Raw genomic sequence first — 19,280 nt, forward strand, 5'->3', positions numbered from 1 at the left:
GACTTCCCATGCGCAAGCCCCCCACCTTCCGCAGAGACGACGGAATGGTGACCGTCGAGTACGCCATCGCGACCGTGGCCGCCGCCGCGCTGGCCACCGTCCTCTATCTGGTCTTGACCAGTGACGCCGTCGCCACCTGGCTCACCGCGCTCGTCGAGCGGGCCCTGTCGGTGAAGTTCTGATGCCTCGCGACGACCGCGGATCCGTCACGGTGGAGGCCGCGCTCGGCATCGGCGCGCTGACCTTCGTCGCGGCGCTGCTGCTCGCCGGGATCGGAGTCGCCGCCGATCAGCTCCGCTGCACCGACGCGGCCCGCGAGGCGGCCAGGCTCCTGGCCCGGGGGCAGCCCGCCCGCGCCGAACAGGCGATGCGGGAGATCGCGCCGCCCGGCGCGCGGCTGGATGTCGTCCGAGAAGGCGACGCCATCACCGCCGGTGTCGAGGCCGAACCGGTGGCCGGACTCCTGCCGGGCATCCGGGTGCGCTCACACGCGTTCGCGGTCGCCGAGCCGGGCGGTGGGCCGTGAGCGGCGACGATCGCGGCGTCGCGACGGTGTGGACCGCCTCGATCGTCGCCGTCCTGGTCTGCGCGGCGGCGTTCGTCTTCTGGATCGGCGCCGCCGTCACGACCCGGCACCGCACCGAGGCCGCCGCAGATCTGGCGGCGCTCGCCGCGGCTTCGCACTCGGCGGACGGGCCCGGCGCGGCCTGCGAGCGGGCGCGGCAGGTGGCTGCCAGGATGTCGGTCACCCTGCTGACCTGCCGGTGGGAACGAGGCGATGCCCTGGTCGAGGTGCGGGCGGAGCCGTCGGGACAGCCGGCGGCCGCCGGGCGGGCGGAGGCACGGGCCAGGGCGGGGCCGGTCGACTGGCCACCGTGACGGACGTCGCACGGTGAACGGTCGCCCAGCGGTGACCTGTGGGTAGTACGGGCGAGTAACCGCCAGGCGCGAGCAGCGGTCGTTGACGCGCGGCGAGCGGTCGAAGTCATGATCAGCGCTCCGCCGAACGGTCGCGCGCCGCAGGTCGTGAGCATGGTCACACGGGTGAGGCTGCCCAGCTCGGCTGCGACGAACGGCTTCGAACCGGTCGGGCGCGCCCGTTAATCGGACGTCCGGCCTTCAGTCCGTCCTGTCGGACTACCGCGCGTTCATCGCTAAGTAACGGCCGGTTGTCGCGTGAGGTCTTCTCCCGATGTGCAACTTGCCGTTTATTGAGATGTGCGCCACCTCGAGAAGGTCGCCGGGTAGCGCGGGACAGACACAGGACAGAGTTGACCTGAGGCAGGGACAGTAATGTTGGACGCGAATTGGCCGGACAGCTGGCGGGGCGCCTTCCGCATCGAGATGCGGGCGGAGGCGATCGGTCTCGCGTGGCGTGGCTGGCCGGTGCTCCCCGGTGCGGAGCCCGTCTCGATCACCGCGGAAGGTGACGACCTCACCTGGCGGCGTCCCGTCCCCGCTCAGGACAACTGGCGTGAGCTGACCGAGGCCCACCCGCACGACGTCGCCACCTGGTTCGGCGACGACACCCACAGCCTGCTCGTGGCCACCGGCACCGTGCTGGACGCCATCGAGGTCGACGACGAACTCGGCAAGGCCGCCGCCCGCCTGCTGCGCGCCACCGGCCACCCGGCCCCGATCGTCGCGATGCCGAACGGCCGCTGGCTGTTCCTGACCACCGTCGCCACGAGCATCCCCCGCGAGCTGGCCGAGCACGCCTCGATCCAGTGGCACGGCGCGAACGACTACATCCCGCTGCCCCCGTCGCCGTTCCAGCACGGTGTCGTGCACTGGCGGGTCAAGCCCGAGGTCTGGGGCTGGCAGCTCCCCGAGGCCACCGAAGTGCACGACGTGCTCGTCCGTGCGCTGGCCGGTGACCAGGTCGTCGCCCCCGTGGCGAGCCTGACCACCGCCGCCTGATCACCCCGCGATCTCAACCCACAATTTCACAGCTCCGAGTGGCCTGACCGGGACCCGTGCTGACGCAACGCCCCGAGCACGGTGTCCAGAACGGCCACTGCCCCCGCCTTGTCCAGCGGTTCGTTGCCGTTCCCGCACTTCGGCGACTGGACGCAGGACGGGCAGCCGGCCGGGCATTCGCAGGAAACGATCGCCTCCCGCGTTGCGGCCAGCCAAGGGACAATTGCGGCAAACCCGCGATCGGCGAATCCCGCACCCCCGGGATGGCCATCGTGCACGAACACCGTCGCCTCCCCGGTGTCCTCGTGCCACGCGGTAGACACCCCGCCAATGTCCCAGCGGTCGCAAGTAGCGAACAGCGGTAGCAGGCCGATCGCCGCGTGCTCGGCGGCATGCAGGGCACCGGGGACGCGCGCCGGATCCACTCCGGCGCCCGTCCCCGGTGCTCCGCCAAGATCCTCGGTCCCCACCCTGGAGCCTCCGGTCCCCACCGGCTCCAGAACCCCGGTCCCCGACCGATGGCCCCCGGTCCCCGCCATGCCATCGGAAGACAGGTCACCGGAAGAGCCGAGCAGCTCCGCCGAGATCGTGTACCAGACGGCGCGGGTGTGCAGGCTCTGCTCCGGCAGGTCCAGCGGAGTCTGGTCCAGGACCTCGCCCGAGGGCCGTCTTCGCAAGTAGCCGACTACCTGCGAACTCACCGAAACCTCGCCGAGGTTCACCGTGATCCCGCCGTGCACCCGAGTCTCTTCGGTGCGCAGCACACTGATGTCGACGATCTCGCGCGGTGACGTGGTCCAGTCCGGATCCTCCGCGTGCACCAGCGCGAGCCCGGTCTCCAGATCGAGTTCGTCGACCACGTACGACGAACCCTGGTGCAGGTACACCGCGCCGGGATGCACCGCGTAGCAGGCGGAACCCGGGTCGACGGTGCCGAGCATCCGCCCGGAATCGGCTTCCACCACGGCGATCTGCTCACCGCCGGAACCGCGGATGCCGACCTCGGCGTGCGGACGGTCGCGCGAAGTCCAGTACCAGCCACTCGTGCGGCGCCGGATGATCTTCTCCTTGACCAGATCCGCGAGCACGGCACGCGCCGCGTTCCCGCCGAAGGCCGCGACCTCCGGTTCGGTCAGCGGGAGTTCGGCGATGGCGCAGGCCAGCTGCGGTGCCAGCACATACGGGTTCGACGGGTCGAGGACGGCGGCTTCCACCGGCCTGTCCAGGATCGCGGCCGGATGGTGCACGAGATAGGTGTCCAGCGGATCGTCGCGGGCCACGAAGACGACCAGTGCCGCGTCTCCCGCGCGCCCGGCCCGACCCGCCTGCTGCCAGAACGACGCGAGCGTTCCCGGATAACCGGCCAGCACCACCGCGTCGAGCCCCGCGATGTCGACGCCGAGTTCGAGCGCGTTCGTCGTCGCCACCCCGAGCAGCCGTCCGGAAAGCAAGGCCGCTTCGAGGGCGCGGCGCTCCTCCGGCAGGTATCCCGATCGGTACGCGGCGACCGATTCCGCCAGTGAACCATCCACTTCGGACAGAATCCGCCGCGCGCCGAGGGCGGTCAGTTCCGCGCCCCGCCGCGAGCGGACGAACGCCAGGGAGCGTGCGCCCTCGATGACCAGTTCGGCGAGGATCCGGGAGGCCTCGGCGCCGGCCGATCTCCGCACCGGCGCCCCGTTTTCGCCCGAAAGCTCGGACAGCAGCGGGGGCTCCCACAACGCGACCGTGCGGGCGCCGCGCGGCGAACCGTCCTCGGTGACCGGGACACAGTCCTGCCCGGAGAGCTTCGAGGCGAACGCCGCCGGATCCGCCGTCGTCGCCGACGCGAGAACGAAGACGGGCGAAGCGCCGTAGTACGCCGCGACCCGCCGCAGCCTGCGCAACAGCAGAGCGACGTGGGAACCGAAGACGCCGCGATAGCTGTGGCATTCGTCGACCACGACGAACGAGAGCCGCCGGAAGAACCGGGACCAGCGCGCGTGCGACGAGAGGATCCCGCGATGCAGCATGTCCGGGTTCGTGAACACCCAGTTCGCGTGCGCGCGGACCCAATCCCGCTCTTCCAGCGGGGTGTCGCCGTCGAACGACGCCGCCCGCGCCTTCTTGATGTCCAAAGAGGACACGGACCGTAACTGATCCGCGCCGAGCGCCTTGGTCGGCGACAGGTACAGCGCCGAAGCCCGCTCGTCCTCGACCAGGGCCGACAGCACCGGCAACTGGTACGCGAGCGACTTGCCCGACGCGGTCCCCGTCGAGATCACGACGTGCTCGCCCTCGCGGGCCAAGGACGCCGCCTCGGCCTGATGCCGCCACGGCGCCTTGACGCCGCTCGCCTTCAGCGCCTCGACGACTTCGGCCGCCGCCCATCCCGGCCAGTCCACCGAATCCGCCGCGCGAGCCGGCAGCTCGGCCACATGGGTGACCGGGTACAGCGAAGCCGGGATTCCCGCCGTCGCGCGGTCGAGAAGCCGCCGCCCCTTACCGGATTCCGCCGTGCCGTCCACCTTCGGAAGCTTCGCACAGCGCACCGACAGAAACGGACCGCCGCCGGGCGGAGCGGACGCCGGAAAGGGGCCGCGGATGATCGATACAGTGATCAGACTCACAAGGTTACGGAACGTATGGTGGCAGGGACGCCTTGCCGCCCGCCATCCCACTACCAATACACTCCCGCAATCCACACCGTCTGTGGCGAGCGTCATGTGAGACGTACCTTGCAGTGCGACTAGCGTGACATTCGGTTCAGATCCCCATGCCAGCGCACGAGCCGCCGGATCCATCGGCGGAGCGTCGCTGGCCAACGGCGACGTCTCCAGGAGGACGAATGTCCCGGCAGTTCCTCGCGGCGGGCGAACTCTCGCTCACCGGAGGTGGCTACACCGTCGTCGGTGTAGTCGCCGTGGTCGCCCTTGCCGCACTGGTCATCGGCTACGTTCTGCTCAAGGAGGTGCTGGCCGCCGGCCAGGGCACCACCAAGATGCAGGACATCGCGAAGGCAGTGCAGGAAGGCGCGGCTGCCTATCTGAAACGGCAGCGCAACACCCTCGCGATCTTCGGTGCGATCGTCTTCGTACTGCTCTTCGCCTTGCCGGCCGATGACTGGAACGAAAAGATCGGCAGGTCGATCTTCTTCCTGGTCGGCGCGGCGTTCTCCTTCGCGATCGGCTACCTCGGCATGTGGCTGGCGACGCAGGCGAACCTGCGCGTCGCGGCCGCATCGCGCGAGTCCGGCGGTCGTGAGAAGGCGATGCGCCTGGCGTTCCGCACCGGTGGCGTGGTCGGCATGATCACCGTCGGTCTCGGTCTCTTCGGCGCCGCGGTGGTCGTCCTCGTCTACACGGGACAGGCCCCGAAGGTGTTGGAGGGCTTCGGGTTCGGTGCCGCGCTGATCGCCATGTTCATGCGTGTCGGCGGCGGTATCTTCACGAAGGCCGCCGACGTCGGCGCGGACCTGGTCGGCAAGGTCGAGCAGGGCATCCCCGAGGACGACCCGCGCAACGCGGCCACCATCGCCGACAACGTCGGTGACAACGTGGGCGACTGCGCCGGCATGGCGGCGGACCTCTTCGAGTCGTACGCGGTCATGCTCGTGGCGGCACTGATCCTGGGCAGCACCGCCTTCGGCGTGCAGGGCCTGATCTTCCCGCTCATCGTTCCCGCCATCGGCGTGATCACCGCGGTCATCGGTGTCTACATCACCAAGGCCAAGGCGGGCGAAGGCGGTCTGGTCACGATCAACCGCTCCTTCTACATCTCCGCCGCCATTTCCGCGGTGCTCTCGACGATCGCGGCGTTCGTCTACCTGCCCGGTTCGTTCTCCGAGCTGACCAGTGGCGCCACGGGCGAGCCGGGCAACCCGGCGCTCATCGCGACCATCTCGGTGATCATCGGCATCGTGCTCGCGGCGGTCATCCTCAAGCTCACCGGGTACTACACCGGCACCGAGTACAAGCCGGTCAAGGAGGTCGGCAAGACCTCGGAAACCGGTGCGGCGACGGTGATCCTGTCCGGTCTTTCGGTCGGTTTCGAGTCCGCCGTGTACACCGCGCTGGTCATCGGCGCGGCCGTGTTCGGCGCGTACCTGCTCGGTGGTGGCGTCGCGCTGTTCGCCGTGGCGCTGGCCGGTACCGGTCTGCTCACCACCGTCGGCGTCATCGTCGCGATGGACACCTTCGGCCCGATTTCGGACAACGCGCAGGGCATCGCGGAGATGTCGGGCGACGTCGACGAAGACGCGGCGCAGATCCTCACCGAGCTCGACGCGGTCGGCAACACCACCAAGGCCATCACCAAGGGCATCGCGATCGCCACCGCGGTCCTCGCGGCGACGGCGCTGTTCGGGTCCTACCAGGACGCGATCAGCAAGGCGCTGAAGTCGATCCCGGAAGCGGCCGAAGCCAGCATGTCGACGCTGAACTTCTTCGTGAACTCGGTGGTCAGCCCGAACACCCTCGTCGGCGTGATCGTCGGCGCGGCCGTCGTGTTCCTGTTCTCCGGTCTCGCGGTCAACGCGGTGTCCCGCGCCGCCGGCGCGGTCGTCTACGAGGTGCGCCGCCAGTTCCGCGACATCCCGGGGATCATGGAGGGCACCACCCGTCCCGAGTACGGCCGGGTCGTCGACATCGTCACGCGCGACTCGCTGCGTGAGCTGACCACGCCCGGTCTGCTCGCGGTCTTCGCGCCCATCGCGGTCGGCTTCGGCCTCGGCACCGGCGCGCTCGCCGGGTACCTGGCCGGCGCGATCGCGACCGGCACCCTGATGGCGATCTTCCTCGCCAACTCCGGTGGCGCCTGGGACAACGCGAAGAAGCTCGTGGAGGACGGAAACCACGGCGGCAAGGGTTCGGACGCGCACGAGGCCACCATCATCGGTGACACCGTGGGCGACCCGTTCAAGGACACCGCCGGTCCCGCGATCAACCCGCTGATCAAGGTGATGAACCTGGTGTCGGTGCTGATCGCCCCGGCGATCGTGCAGTTCTCGATCGGCGCGGACGCCAACGTCGGCGTCCGTATCGCGATCTCGCTGGTCGCGGTCGCGATCATCGTCGCGGCGATCGTCGTTTCCAAGCGTCGCGAGTCGGTTCTTTCCGACAGCCCCGCGGAAGCGAAGGCATAGCGGTAAAAGCAGTACCCGCCGGGCCCGCCACATTCCCGTGGCGGGCCCGGCGCCGTGTCCGGGCAGGTTAATCTCTGCGCGTCACACCGATCCTGATCCCGGGAGTCCCGCCATGAGGCGTTCGTTCCTCCTGTTCGCCGCCGCGTTCCTGCTGGCGGGTTGCACTGGCGCCGAGCCGGCTGCCGTCGCCCCGCCTTCTTCCGCCCCCGCGGCCGGTGGTTCCTGGATGGACGGCTTCTGCGGATCGATGATCGACTTCGCCAAGATCGGCGACTTCAAGATGCCCGACGTCGAGCAGGGTGACGTCGCCAGTGCGCGGAAGGCGATGGACGAGGCCTTCGGGGTGTTCGCGCCCGGTTTCGACAACGCCGTCAACGGCCTGAAAGGGCTCGGTCAGGCGCCGAACGCCGATGCCGAGAACGCGCGCAAAAGCATCGTCGACGCGCTGACGCCGATCCGGGACCAGGTCGTCGCCGCGAAGGCGAAACTGGACTCAGCGCCGAAGGACGACAAGACGGCCGCGGCCGAAGCGGCGGTCGCTTTCCGGCAGATCGGGTCCGACATCAACGACATGCCCGACCCGTTCCAGCAGCTGGAAACGAACGCTTCGCTGAAGGCCCTCGCCGAACAGGCCCCGAACTGCAAGAAGCTGCCCTCCTGACCATTCTTTTCGCCACGGTGATCGCCCGGCGATTTGCATTGCCCCCCGGTATCGGTACCGTCGGGGACCAGCTGGGAAGTCGTGGAGATCGGGAGGTGTTTTCGTGCGGCCGCGGTTCACCGTCCTTGCCGCGCTAGCAACAGGTATCGGGCTCGGCCTCGCCGGGTGCGGGCAGCAGCCCGCGGTGACTTCCCACGCCAGACAAGAAGGTCTCGCGACGGTCAGCGCGTCGGAGGCCGACCCCACCTCCGCCTGGACCGAGGGGTACTGCGACGCGGCGGGCGGCCTCGTCCGGACGCTGGCGACGTTGCCCAGCGTCGACCCGAGCACTCCGCAGCAGGCTTCACGGACCTCTGGTGACCTGATGGCTTCGCTCTCCGAAGGCCTGAAGCGCACGTCCTCCGCCCTCACGAACCTCGGCCCGGCCCCGGTCGCCGGCGGGGACACCTCCCGGACGTCCGCCGTCGCCCAGCTCGACGGCATCCGCACCCGCACCGACGACGTCCGCCGCCGCCTCGACTCCTCAGCCGACGCCGAGACGACGAAAACGGCGCTTCGAGACGCGAGGACCTCCCTCGACGAACTCGACCGCCTCGACCTTCTCAGGGGCCTTAACGACGTGCCTCAGCTCGCTTCGGCGAGCAGCCGGATCCCGGCCTGCCAGGATTTGGTCAAACAACCGCGCTGAGTCACCGGGCTATCACTGGCCACGACTCGAACTTGTGTTCTATTCTGTCCGGGTGGACGGGACGATCTCGCTCTTCTCGGCGGAGGCGAGCGGGCCGGGGCTCGCCGATCTCGCCGGAGTGCTGTGCGGGCCCGGGCGGATGACGGGCTTCGGGCGGACGGCGGCACGGCTGTCCGCCCTGGTCGACGAGCCTTGGCGGGCGGGTGCCCTCGCCAGGGAATGTCGTCGGCGCGGTGTCCAGGCGCAGGTCTCGGCCGCCGAATGCGGGCGGCCGCTCGTGAGGACGCCGTTCCGGGTCGATCTGCTGCCGCTGGAGCAGCGCTGGACCCATGGTGAGGAGAAGGTCCTGCCGGACGGGTTCCGGCTCGACGGGGCGATGCTGAGGATGTGGGCGCTGGCGGCGGGCAGTCCGCAGGGCAACGGCTACCTGCTCGCGCTCGATCCGGAGGCGCCGGAAACGCATGAGCGGCTGATCACGGCGCTGGCCCAGCTGGGCGTGCCGGCGAAGGCGCAGAAAGGTGAGGACGCGCTGCTCCGGGTCACCGGACGGCGGCGGCTCGCGCACGTCTTGGAGCTGATCGGGGACGCGCCCGCGGGAGCCGAGCCCGCCTGGCCCAGCCTGGTGCCGGTGGTGCGCGCCGTCTGAGCCTCGTGAGTGGCGTTTCGGGTTCTCTTGAGAGGCAAGGTCCTGTCGGGTGCCAAGTCCGTGAAGGCCTCCTTGAGGGACCCTGGGTCCCTCAAGGAGGCCTTCACGGACTGGTGCTCGGGTCTTGCGGGCCTCGGGGCGGCGAAGGTGTGGAGGTGTCGCGATCGGCAGGTAGGCGAGCGAAGCACCACGCCACATTTGCCTTACCCCTCAATAATTACCCTCGCCTCTTCAAGCGTCGCCGGGCCTTGTCCCAAAGGGGCCCTTCAGGACGTTGAACGCCCCAAAGGACCCTTCAGGACACGCCCGGCGCCACCTCCCGGCCTCGTGAGTGGCAAGGCCTCTCCGCCGACAGCCGAGCGGGGAAGAATCCGGACGTTCAGCGGCCGAACTCCTCAAACGAGCCCAAGCCCGGCAGATAGGCGAATGCCGGCTCGAAACGCCTCTCACGACCCACGCGGGTCAGGGCTTGGGCGCCTTGCAGTCCGGGTTCGACAGGTTCAGTTCACTGTGGGAAAGGCAGGAGGTCAGCTGATAGGTCTGTTCCCCGTAGTTGATGCCCTTCCGCACGGTCACCTTCCCGGCGGCGTCCACCTCGCACGGGTTGTTCATCGTGCAGCGCTGGCCGCTCTCGTTGCCGGTGTTGTTGACGCCGATGACCTTCCCGGTCGAGGTCTCGACGATCGGCGACCCCGAGGTCCCGCCGATCGTCTTGCACGCCGGGGTGTACCGGATCGAGTCCTTCCAGACCCAGTTCGCCTCGTGCAGCTCGTGGACGAAGCCGTCGACGTTGCAGGAGTAGATCTTCTTCCAGTAGCCGGACACCACGTCCATCGCGACGCCCGCCGACGGACGGGTCGGCGAGAGCGTCAGCGGGGCGATCCCGTAGGTCGACTGGATCTTCGAGTAGCTGGTGTTGAGCTGGTAGAGCGAGACGTCGGTGTCGGTCATCGTCGCGTAAAGCAGCTTCTTCGCCTTGAGCGTGCCCAGCGACGAACGGCCGTCCTTGGACAGCAGGGTGAAGGTCCGTGACGAAGGCTGATCGACGAGTACTTCTCCCGGGTCCGGGAAACCTTCTTGCAGGCAATGCCCGTTGGAGAGGACGAGGGCCGGGTCGTCGAGGCTCGCCTCGGGCGGCTTGACCACCGACCCGGAGCAGTTCGACAACGCCACGGTGCCGGCGAAGGTGGTCGTCGCCGCCTCCGCCGGGGCGGCTCCGACCAGGGCGGATGCGGTCAGCATGGCGAACAGTGTGCCGAGGAGTCGTCGAGTCACGTGGAGTCCTTTCGGGTCGGCGTGGATACCAAGTGAAGCGTTGGCGGAAGGGACCCACCACCGTCGAACGGAGGGTGTTCACCCCGTCACGCGGTACCCCAGGCGGACGTGTCCGACATCACGTGCTAGGTGTTGAAAGGAAACATCGACGAGGTCAGCGGCGATGCGCTGGACACACGATCGGCGGCGTGTTGCGCCACCTAGCCGGGGTCCGAGCGGTACGAGCGTGCACACTGACGGGTCGAGAGGCGGCGCGAGAGCGCCGAAGATGAGCGGAGAGCAGGACAGCGTGGCAGGAGCACGGACGAAGAAGACCGCGGCGTCGGACGACGGCGCCGGCCGTCGTCGGCTGGTGATCGTCGAGTCGCCGACCAAGGCCCGCAAGATCGCCCCGTACCTCGGCGGAAACTACGTCGTGGAGTCCTCCGTCGGACACATCCGCGACCTTCCCCGCGGCGCGGCGGACGTCCCCGCCCAGTACAAGGGTGAGTCTTGGGCGCGGCTGGGTGTCGACGTCGACAACGACTTCAAGGCGCTTTACGTCGTCACACCGGACAAGAAATCCAAGGTCACCGAGCTGAAGGGGCTCCTGAAGGACGTCGACGAGCTCTACCTCGCCACGGACCCCGACCGCGAGGGCGAGGCCATCGCGTGGCATCTGCTGGAGACCCTCAAGCCGAAGGTCCCGGTACGCCGGATGGTCTTCCACGAGGTCACCGAGCAGGCGATCCGCGCCGCGGCCGACAGCACCCGCGAGCTCGACGGCGACCTGGTCGACGCGCAGGAGACCCGCCGCATCCTGGACCGGCTCTATGGCTACGAGGTCTCGCCCGTGCTGTGGAAGAAGGTCATGCCGAAGCTCTCGGCGGGCCGCGTGCAGTCCGTGGCGACCCGGATCGTGGTCGAGCGGGAGCGCGAGCGCATGCGCTTCACCTCGGCGTCGTACTGGGACATCTCGGCGACGATGGACGCGGGGGCCGAGGCCTCGCCGCGCAGCTTCCCGGCCAGGATGATCGCCGTCGACGGCGCGCGCCTGGCCACCGGCCGGGACTTCGGTTCGGACGGGCAGCTCAAGGCTTCGAACAACGAGATCCGCGTGCTTGCCGAGGCCGACGCGGTCCGCCTGGCCGAGGCGCTGAAGAACCGTGACTTCAAGGTCGCGAGCGTCGAAGAGAAGCCGTACACGCGCAAGCCGTACGCGCCCTTCATGACCTCGACCCTGCAGCAGGAGGCGGGCCGCAAGCTGCGGTTCACCTCCGAGCGCACCATGCGGATCGCGCAGAAGCTGTACGAGAACGGTTACATCACTTATATGCGTACCGACTCCACGACGCTGTCGGAGTCGGCGATCACGGCGGCGCGCAGCCAGGCCACGCAGCTGTACGGCAAGGAGTACGTCTCGCCGTCGCCGCGCCAGTACACCCGCAAGGTGAAGAACGCGCAGGAAGCCCACGAGGCGATCCGTCCCTCGGGCGAGGTCTTCCGCACGCCGGGCCAGGTCGCGAAGGATCTGGACACCGACGAGTACCGCCTTTACGAGATGATCTGGCAGCGCACGATCGCGTCGCAGATGGCGGACGCGAAGGGCACCACGATGTCGGTGCGCATCGTCGGCACCGCCACCAGCGGCGAAGAGGTCACCTTCGCCTCGTCGGGCCGCACGATCACCTTCGCCGGGTTCCTCAAGGCGTACGTCGAGGCCGTCGACACCGAGAGCGGCGGCGAAGCGGACGACAAGCAGAGCCGTCTCCCGCAGCTGGTCAAGGACCAGGCGCTGACCGCGACCGAGCTGAGCCCGGACGGGCACACCACATCGCCGCCGGCGCGCTACTCGGAGCCGAGCCTGGTCAGCAAGCTCGAAGAGCTGGGCATCGGCCGCCCGTCGACGTACGCGTCGATCATCAAGACCATCCAGGACCGCGGCTACGTGTGGAAGAAGGGTTCCGCGCTGGTGCCCTCCTGGGTCGCGTTCGCCGTGATCGGGCTGATGGAACGGCACTTCGAGCGGCTGGTCGACTACGACTTCACCGCCGGCATGGAGGACGAGCTCGACCGCATCGCCGCCGGTGACGAGCACCGGACGCAGTGGCTGTCGAAGTTCTACTTCGGTGGCGACATGGGCGTCGACGGTTCCGTCGGCCGCCTCGGCGGGCTGAAGAAGCTGGTCGGTTCGGGTGTCGAGGACATCGACGCCCGCGAGATCAACTCGATCCCGCTGTTCAGCGACGCCGACGGCCACACGGTCGTCGTGCGCGTCGGCCGCTACGGCCCGTACCTCGAGCGTGAGGTCGACGGGACGTCGCAGCGGGCGAACCTGCCCGAGGATCTGCCGCCGGACGAGCTGACCCCGGCCATCGCGGAGAAGCTGTTCGCGACGCCGCAGGAAGGCCGCGTGCTCGGCAAGGACCCGGTCAGCGGGCACGAGATCGTGGCGAAGGAGGGCCGCTTCGGCCCGTACGTCACCGAGCTGCTGCCCGAGCCGGAGCCGCTGCCCGAGGGCGCGACCGCCGCGCAGAAGAAGGCCGCCAAGGCGAAGCAGCCGAAGCCGCGTACGGGTTCGCTGTTCAAGTCCATGTCGATCGAGACGATGAACCTCGAAGACGCGCTGAAGCTGCTTTCGCTGCCGCGCGTGGTCGGCAAGGACCCGGAATCCGGTGACGAGATCACCGCGCAGAACGGGCGCTACGGGCCGTACCTGAAGAAGGGCACGGACTCGCGTTCGCTCACGACCGAGGACCAGCTGTTCTCGATCACGCTCGAAGAGGCGCTGAAGATCTACTCGGAGCCGAAGCAGCGTGGCCGTTCGGCGACCGCGAAGCCGCCGCTCAAGGAACTGGGCGACGACCCGGTGTCCGGCAAGCCGATGGTGGTCAAGGACGGGCGCTTCGGTCCGTACGTGACCGACGGCGAGTACAACGCGACCCTGCGGAAGTCGGACAGCATCGAGGAGCTGACCGCCGAGCGCGGCGCCGAGCTCTTGGCGGAGAAGCGCGCGAAGGGCCCCGCGCCCAAGCGCAAGGCTCCGGCGCGGAAGACAGCGGCGTCGAAGACGACGGCCACCAAGACGACCGCGGCCAAGAAGACCGCCGCGACCAAGACCGCCGCGTCGAAGACAACGGCCGCGAAGACGACCGCGGCGAAGAAGCCTGCTTCGCGCTCGACGGCCACGAAGACGAAGTAGCTCCCGGACCGCAAGTGTCATGAAAGGGTCGTTCAGGACGAAAAACGTCCTGAACGACCCTTTCATGACATCCGGGGGAGGTCGCAGCCCCGGTCAGGAACCCAGGCCCGCCCAGAACCCGCACCGGTGATCGCCGTCGTGATCGACCGGCCGGACAGCGTCCGGGGCGAGCGACAGCACGTCGCCCGGCTGCCACCGCGGCGAACCGGCGGCGTTCGGATCACCCGTGCGCATGAAGGTGGTCCAGTACGCGATCATCTGCTCCGACAAGCGTTTCTGCTCCGGGAGCAGCGGCAGTTCCTGCCCGTGGAGCTCGAAGAGGTAGGCCAGGTCGAGCGCGTGCGCCGCGCCGTGCGGCAGGCCCGGCACCTCGATCTGGTTGACGTTGGGCGCGTTCTTGTCGTCGAACTCGTAGGCGTACACGGGAGTTCGCCTCGACAGCAGCCTGTTCCCCTCGGACGTCGGGCAAGCCCAGGAGCGGTCGGTGGTGACGGTCGCCCACGCCATCGCGGGCGATTCGTAGTCCCGCGACGGATATTCCGCGCCCACCTCGTCCGCGTGCTCGCCGAAGGACGCGCGCAGGAACTCCTGGTAGCGCTCTTCGGTGATCGGCTTGTACAAGGCGACACCCGCGATGAACGACCGCATCTCGTCGTGCGTACCGCCCGAGATCACCGGCACCCGAGGGAAAGCGCCCAGCCGCAAGGCTTTCGCGGGGTCGAGGGGCAGCAGCGGGGTGCCGTAGGTCAGATGGTTGGAGAACGTCTGCGTGTGCTTCAGCAGATCGGCGGCGGGGAGACGGCGGAGGCAGCCGACCGCGTCCGGGCCCGCGCACCCGTGGCTCGCGGCCGCCGCGACGCCGTCCGCCTCGGTCTTGGCCAGCGGGGAGTACGGCGTCTGCGCGGGCTGATTCGGGACCAGACCGCCGTACGGCCAGTCCAGCAGGCACGAGCCGGACATGATCGCGGCCTTGGTGAACAGCCCGGTCGACGCGGGTGACGTGAGCAGCGCGCAGGTGCTCATCCCGCCCGCGGACTGCCCGGCCACGGTCACGTTCCGCGGGTCCCCGCCGAACGACGCGATGTTGCGCTGGGTCCAGCGCAGCGCGGAGATCTGGTCCGCCAGGCCGAAATCGCCGGATCCGGCGAGCCCCGGCAACCCGAAGTAGCCGAAGACGCCGAGGCGGTAGTTCGCCGTCACCACGACGACGTCGCCTTGATCCGCCAGGCGTTGCGCGCCGTAGTGGCTGCCCGCGTCCATGGTGTACCCGCCGCCGTGCAGCCAGACCATCACCGGCAGGCGGCGGTTCCCCGCGTCGCGGGGCGCGGTGACGTTGAGGAAGAGACAGTCTTCGTCGCCGCCGGTGGCCTGGGGACAGACGTTCCCCGGTTTCGTCGCGTCGGCGACGCCCTTCCACGGTTGCGGTGGCCTCGGCGGCTTCCAGCGATACTCGCCGACGGGCGGCGCGGCGTACCTGATGCCGCTGAACGTCCGCGCCTGTCCGGATTCGGCGCCGCGGACAGCGCCCGCGTCGGTGCGCACGACCAGCGGATCCGCGGGCGCGACGATCGTGAGAAGGCCGGTGACGAGTGCGAGCAAGAGATGCATGAGATGTCCTTTCAGGAGTCCGCGAGACGGCGCCACAGGCCGACACGGCGGAAATAGAGGTGTTGCAGGACCTGCACGGCGACGAAGGTGACGACGTACAGCGCGGTGCCGAGAGCGGGAACGGCGTCGACAGGGAGGGCGTACGCCATCAGGACCCGTCCGGCGGCGTCCGCGAGCAGGGCGACGCCCCACAGGACGGTCGCGACCCGCCAAGCACGCCGGAACCACGCGTGCCGCGGCCAGAGGTCGTTCCATTCGGTGACGCGCAGGGTGTCCGCGAACCGGCTCTTCGCGACCATGGAACGACCCATGCCGAACGCGAGCGGCCTGGTGAACAGCAGCGAAATCAGGAAGCCGGCGCCGATCACCCCGGTGACCCAGCCGGCCTTCGCCAGCATGAACCGGGGGCTGCCGGTCACGAACGAGACGCCGACGCTCACCGCGAAGATCGCCGGCACGAAGATCGCGAGGGTGTCGATCGAACGCCGCCGGATCGCCCGGTACAGCACGAAGGCCACGGTCGGCAGCGCGCCGAGAGCGAGCGCGGGCAGCGCTCCGACGCCGAAACCCCGCAGCACGTAGTAGCCCGCGAGCGGCACCACGATTTCGAGGAGCACCACGCCCCACTGGCGGATCGCGGGAGTCATGTCGATCGCCGGGTCGCGAGAGCGAAGAGCGTCACCAGTTCCTCGGCGTAGGAGGTCAGGTCCATCGTCGGTTCGCCGGCGAGCAGGAACACCGGCCCCTCGACCGAGCGGCGGACGGTCGTCGCCATCACCCGGACGTCGAACTCGCGGAACTCACCGCTTTCCTGGCCCCAGCGCAGGATGCGTTCCACCGGTTCGAGCGCCGCCTGTTCGGTCGACGCGTCGAAGTCGAGCGCGCCGCCCAGGAAGATGTTCAGCAGGGCCCGCATCCGGGTCGGTTGCGCGGCGGCGAATTCGAGGTTCGTCTCGATGTAGGTCCGCAGCGCCGCGCTCGCGGACGACGGCTCGCTCATCCGCTCCGCCATGAACGCGCCGATCTCGCCGAAGACGTCTTCGAGGACCGTGCGGACCAGTTCCTCCTTGTTCGCGAAGTGGTACGAGATCAGCCCGGTGCTCGACAGCTTCGCCTCCTTCGCGATCTGAGCGAACGACGCGCGGGCGTATCCGAGGCTCGCGATCGTCTCGATGGCCGCGGCCACGATCTGTGCGCGCCGCGCGCTCTCGGTGAACGACCTCGCTTTTGCTTGCATGAGCAAAAAATAGCTCAGCCGAGCAAATCTGTCGACCGCCGACCGCTCGCCGACCGCTCGCAGACCCGTCTCACCCATTCGAACAAAAGTTCTAAAAATTGTCGGTACCAGGGTGTTCAATGGTCGGGTGAGCATTTCAACGACCGCTGTCTTCGACGTCATCGACGAGGTCATCGCCCCGCTGGCCGCCGAGGTTCCGGAGCGTCCCTCGGTGATGGAGTTCTACGACCCGGAGCTCGCCGTGCCGCCGGTGCTGGCCGACGAGGAGCCGACTCCAGGGCTCACCCTGGCCGAGGAGGTGGAGCAGTACACCCGGTTCGTGAGCGGGATGGCGACCATCGGGCTGGCCCCCGGCGGCGAGGTCACGCCCGAGGCCGTCGGGCTGTATCGCGCGCTGCGCGGCGGGTTCATCCGCGGTGTGGTGACCGGGGTCTTCCCGTCGCGCGAGGAGCCGTGGGAAGTCCGGTTCTTCGGCGACGAGGACTACACCACGGTGCTGAACAAGCTCGGCAAACGAGCGCGGCTGCGGTCCGGTTTCCTCAGCGCGCTGCCGGGCTGGGTGTTCGACGGGCTGCCCGACCACCCGACGGGGCCGGGCGAGACGGTGCGCATCGAGACGGACGCGGACGGGTTGATCCCGCTGAAGGCCAGGGAAGCCGTCGAAGTGATCCGTGAGGGTGCTTCGCGGCCGCGTCACGGCACGGTCCTCGTCGATCTCGCGGTGCGGAACTCCATCCTCGCCGAGTACCCGCACGGCGCTTTCGGCCTGGTGGACAACGACCTCGGCCGATACCAGTTCAGCGCGGCGATGAACGGCGACGGGCGCTGGACGCTCACCTGGGGCCCGGCCAGCCGGTCGATGGCCGAGCAATGGATCGTGAAGGCGGTGCAGAACCATGCGTGAACCGACCACGGTGAGGGAACTGATGAGGCGCGCCGCCGAGCCGGTGCTGCGCGCGGTGCCCGAGCGCCGGAGCGTCTACCTGGGCTACGACCCGGAGATCACCGACGACGAGATCCGACGGCTGTGCCCGTCCTATGACGGGCCGGCGGACCTCGTCACCCAGGCCGAGCGGTACGCGGCCAAGGCGGCGATGCTCGAAGAGGCCGGGCTGATGGAGAACGGCGAGATCCATCCCGCCGCGGTCCGGATGCACGGCGTGATGCTGAGGGGTTCGGTGCGAGGCGTCCTCACCGGCGTCTTCGCGTCCGCGCCCCGCTCGGTGCGCGTCGATTGCTACGGCGACGGGCAGCAGGCCGTCGTCTGGCGGATGCGGTCGGGGCGGCGGACCACGTTCAGCCTGAGCGACTTCGAGGAGCTGGGAGCCCGTGTCTTCGGCGGGCTCCCGCACGTCCCCGCCGGGGAGACGGAGCCGATGCGCATCAGGATCGACGCGCACGGCGTGCCGTTGCCTGGGCAGGACGAAGAGGTCGGCCTGGTCGGGGACGTGCTCGACCGTCCCCGGACCGGGACGGCGATCCTCGACCTGGTCGCCTTCGGCGGGTTGAACGCCGAGTACCCGGACTACGGATTCGTGATAGTCGACAACGATTCGGGGAGGTTCGTGGTGTACGCGGCCCCTTCCGAAGGGTGGCTGATGTTCGGTGGAATGGACCGCCGGGCACTGGCGGGCTGGCTGCACGAGGCGGTGGACATGAGCCGCACGTAGCCGCTTTCGACGAGGGGGCGGGAATGGATCTGGATCGGCGGGCGGCCGACGCGTGGTTCCGGCGGCGCGGGTTGCCGATGGTCATCCACCGGAGGAGGCGTGGAGCGGGCATGTTGCGCCGCTCCACGCCCGGCCTGGTGTTCCTGTGCCTGCTCGACCTGCTGCTGGCCGGCCTGCTGAAGCTGCTCGACGTCCCGCAGGACGTGCTCGACGCCCGGATGCGCGAAAGCGGGCTCGCGTACGTCCTCGGGGTGCTCGCGTTGACGTTCGCCGTGGCCGTGGTCCCGGTGATCGCCGGACGCCTGATGGTGAAGCTGCTCAGGGCGTTGAGCCGCACCCGGGTCCGGCTGGCCGTCATGGCGGCGACGATCGGGTTCTGGGTGCTGGTGCTGCCGCTCGGCGAGCGGCTCACCGGGCTGGTGTCGTGGGACAACCCGTTGTGGGCCGCCGTGCTCACCAACCTCGTCGCGCTGGCCGTGCTGATGCTGCTGGTGCGGATCGGCGTCGGCTCGATCCTGACCTGGGCGGCGCGCAGCGCGGTCGCGCAGGTCAGGGCCATCGGCACGCTGGCGTCGCGGGCGTTGCCGCTGCTTCTGCTGGTGGTGATGTTCAGCTTCTTCACCGCGGAGCTGTGGCAGGCCGTCGAAGGGCTGGACCCGGGACGGTTGTGGCTGGTGGTCGGGTTCCTCGTGCTGATCGGCGCGGTGTTCCTGGCGTCGATGCTGTCCGACGAGATGAAGGAGCTGAAGTCCTGGACCGTGGAGCCGGGGGCGGCCGTCCTGCGCGGCACGCCGTTCGACGACGACACGCCCTTCGACGACGCCGAGCCGGCACGGGCCCGGCGCGCGCTGGCGAAGACGGAGCGGCTGAACATCGCCTTGGTGCTGTTCTTCGCCCAGGCGGTGCAGATCGTGGCGTTCGGCGTGCTGGTGTTCGCCTTCTTCATCGTGTTCGGGGTGCTGATTCTCCGGCCGGAGGTCGTGACGGAATTCGCCGGCAGGCAATCGGCGCCCGGAACACTGCTGGGTGTCCCTCTTCCGGTGAGTTCCGCACTCGTCAATGTCTCCCTTTTCCTTGCCGTTTTCTCCGGTTTGTACTTCGCCGCGTCGACGGCGACGGATGCCCGTTACCGGCGTTCCTTCTTCGAACCCTTGCTCGAAGACGTGAAGATCAGCCTCGCGGCGCGTGACATTTATCTGGCCCATTGGGCGGATGTGCGCCGGGCCGAGGTGGTTACCCTTGAAGCAGAAGACATTCCGTAGTGAGGTGGTC

The 19,280-nt window shown here is 69.0% G+C and carries 17 protein-coding genes; 12 read left to right on the forward strand and 5 right to left on the reverse strand.

Annotated features, from left to right (window positions below; translation table 11 throughout):
* Nucleotides 1–8 precede the first annotated feature (8 nt).
* From AB0N89_RS26090 to AB0N89_RS26105, 4 genes are all read left to right on the forward strand, one after another.
* Nucleotides 9–182 (forward strand): DUF4244 domain-containing protein, encoded by a 174-nt coding sequence (locus tag AB0N89_RS26090; RefSeq protein WP_364209027.1) that lies wholly within the window; start codon nt 9–11, stop codon nt 180–182.
* A complete protein-coding gene (locus tag AB0N89_RS26095; RefSeq protein WP_364209030.1) occupies nt 182–526 on the forward strand; it encodes a TadE family type IV pilus minor pilin in 345 nt (114 codons plus the stop codon). Before AB0N89_RS26090 ends, AB0N89_RS26095 begins: the two co-directional genes overlap by 1 nt.
* The gene (locus tag AB0N89_RS26100; RefSeq protein ID WP_364209033.1) at nt 523–879 is read left to right on the forward strand and encodes an Rv3654c family TadE-like protein; all 357 of its coding nucleotides are present in this window, start codon (nt 523–525) and stop codon (nt 877–879) included. Before AB0N89_RS26095 ends, AB0N89_RS26100 begins: the two co-directional genes overlap by 4 nt.
* Before the next feature lie 414 nt (nt 880–1,293).
* A complete protein-coding gene (locus AB0N89_RS26105; RefSeq protein ID WP_364209036.1) occupies nt 1,294–1,920 on the forward strand; it encodes a bifunctional DNA primase/polymerase in 627 nt (208 codons plus the stop codon).
* Nucleotides 1,921–1,946: 26 nt separating this feature from the next.
* Here AB0N89_RS26105 and AB0N89_RS26110 read toward each other — a convergent pair whose 3' ends face one another.
* On the reverse strand, nt 1,947–4,427 hold the full coding sequence (locus AB0N89_RS26110; RefSeq protein ID WP_364209039.1) for a DEAD/DEAH box helicase: 2,481 nt from the start codon (nt 4,425–4,427) through the stop codon (nt 1,947–1,949).
* Nucleotides 4,428–4,747: 320 nt separating this feature from the next.
* Between AB0N89_RS26110 and AB0N89_RS26115 the strand changes: the two genes are divergently transcribed.
* The 4 genes from AB0N89_RS26115 (at nt 4,748) to AB0N89_RS26130 (ending at nt 9,037) form a co-directional block, all read left to right on the forward strand.
* Nucleotides 4,748–7,042, forward strand: coding sequence for a sodium-translocating pyrophosphatase (locus AB0N89_RS26115; protein ID WP_364209042.1), 2,295 nt, complete (start codon nt 4,748–4,750; stop codon nt 7,040–7,042).
* Nucleotides 7,043–7,154: 112 nt separating this feature from the next.
* On the forward strand, nt 7,155–7,703 hold the full coding sequence (locus tag AB0N89_RS26120) for a hypothetical protein (protein ID WP_364209045.1): 549 nt from the start codon (nt 7,155–7,157) through the stop codon (nt 7,701–7,703).
* A 103-nt stretch (nt 7,704–7,806) separates the two neighbouring features.
* Complete coding sequence (locus AB0N89_RS26125) at nt 7,807–8,391, forward strand: hypothetical protein (RefSeq protein WP_364209046.1); 585 nt, start codon at nt 7,807–7,809, stop codon at nt 8,389–8,391.
* Nucleotides 8,392–8,425: 34 nt separating this feature from the next.
* The gene (locus tag AB0N89_RS26130; protein WP_364209048.1) at nt 8,426–9,037 is read left to right on the forward strand and encodes a hypothetical protein; all 612 of its coding nucleotides are present in this window, start codon (nt 8,426–8,428) and stop codon (nt 9,035–9,037) included.
* 462 nt (nt 9,038–9,499) lie between these two features.
* On the opposite strand, the gene AB0N89_RS26135 is transcribed toward AB0N89_RS26130, so the two are convergent.
* Nucleotides 9,500–10,312 carry a serine protease gene (locus AB0N89_RS26135; protein ID WP_364209051.1) on the reverse strand — a complete coding sequence of 271 codons (813 nt, stop codon included), beginning with the start codon at nt 10,310–10,312 and terminating at the stop codon, nt 9,500–9,502.
* Between the two features lie 268 nt (nt 10,313–10,580).
* On the opposite strand from AB0N89_RS26135, the gene topA reads away from it, so the two are divergent.
* Nucleotides 10,581–13,493 (forward strand): type I DNA topoisomerase, encoded by a 2,913-nt coding sequence (gene topA, locus AB0N89_RS26140; protein WP_364209053.1) that lies wholly within the window; start codon nt 10,581–10,583, stop codon nt 13,491–13,493.
* A 93-nt stretch (nt 13,494–13,586) separates the two neighbouring features.
* Here the strand turns inward: topA and AB0N89_RS26145 are convergent, their stop codons facing one another.
* Genes AB0N89_RS26145 through AB0N89_RS26155 form a run of 3 tightly spaced genes read right to left on the reverse strand, consistent with a single transcriptional unit; the run spans nt 13,587 to nt 16,338 of the window.
* Entirely contained in the window at nt 13,587–15,101 is a 1,515-nt protein-coding gene (locus tag AB0N89_RS26145) for a carboxylesterase family protein (protein ID WP_364209056.1), read from the reverse strand.
* A gap of 11 nt (nt 15,102–15,112) precedes the next feature.
* Nucleotides 15,113–15,748, reverse strand: a complete 636-nt coding sequence (locus AB0N89_RS26150; protein WP_364209059.1) for a VC0807 family protein — start codon at nt 15,746–15,748, stop codon at nt 15,113–15,115.
* Entirely contained in the window at nt 15,745–16,338 is a 594-nt protein-coding gene (locus tag AB0N89_RS26155; RefSeq protein ID WP_364209062.1) for a TetR family transcriptional regulator, read from the reverse strand. Before AB0N89_RS26155 ends, AB0N89_RS26150 begins: the two co-directional genes overlap by 4 nt.
* Nucleotides 16,339–16,450: 112 nt before the next feature.
* Between AB0N89_RS26155 and AB0N89_RS26160 the strand changes: the two genes are divergently transcribed.
* From AB0N89_RS26160 to AB0N89_RS26170, 3 genes are read left to right on the forward strand one after another with little or no spacing between them, the layout of a single operon-like run.
* Nucleotides 16,451–17,242 carry an ESX secretion-associated protein EspG gene (locus AB0N89_RS26160; RefSeq protein ID WP_364209063.1) on the forward strand — a complete coding sequence of 264 codons (792 nt, stop codon included), beginning with the start codon at nt 16,451–16,453 and terminating at the stop codon, nt 17,240–17,242.
* Entirely contained in the window at nt 17,235–18,008 is a 774-nt protein-coding gene (locus AB0N89_RS26165; protein WP_364209066.1) for an ESX secretion-associated protein EspG, read from the forward strand. Before AB0N89_RS26160 ends, AB0N89_RS26165 begins: the two co-directional genes overlap by 8 nt.
* A gap of 23 nt (nt 18,009–18,031) precedes the next feature.
* The gene (locus AB0N89_RS26170; protein WP_364209069.1) at nt 18,032–19,270 is read left to right on the forward strand and encodes a hypothetical protein; all 1,239 of its coding nucleotides are present in this window, start codon (nt 18,032–18,034) and stop codon (nt 19,268–19,270) included.
* The last annotated feature ends 10 nt before the right edge of the window (nt 19,271–19,280 follow it).

The sequence above is a fragment of the Amycolatopsis sp. NPDC089917 genome (assembly GCF_040684635.1).
Classification (GTDB): domain Bacteria; phylum Actinomycetota; class Actinomycetes; order Mycobacteriales; family Pseudonocardiaceae; genus Amycolatopsis.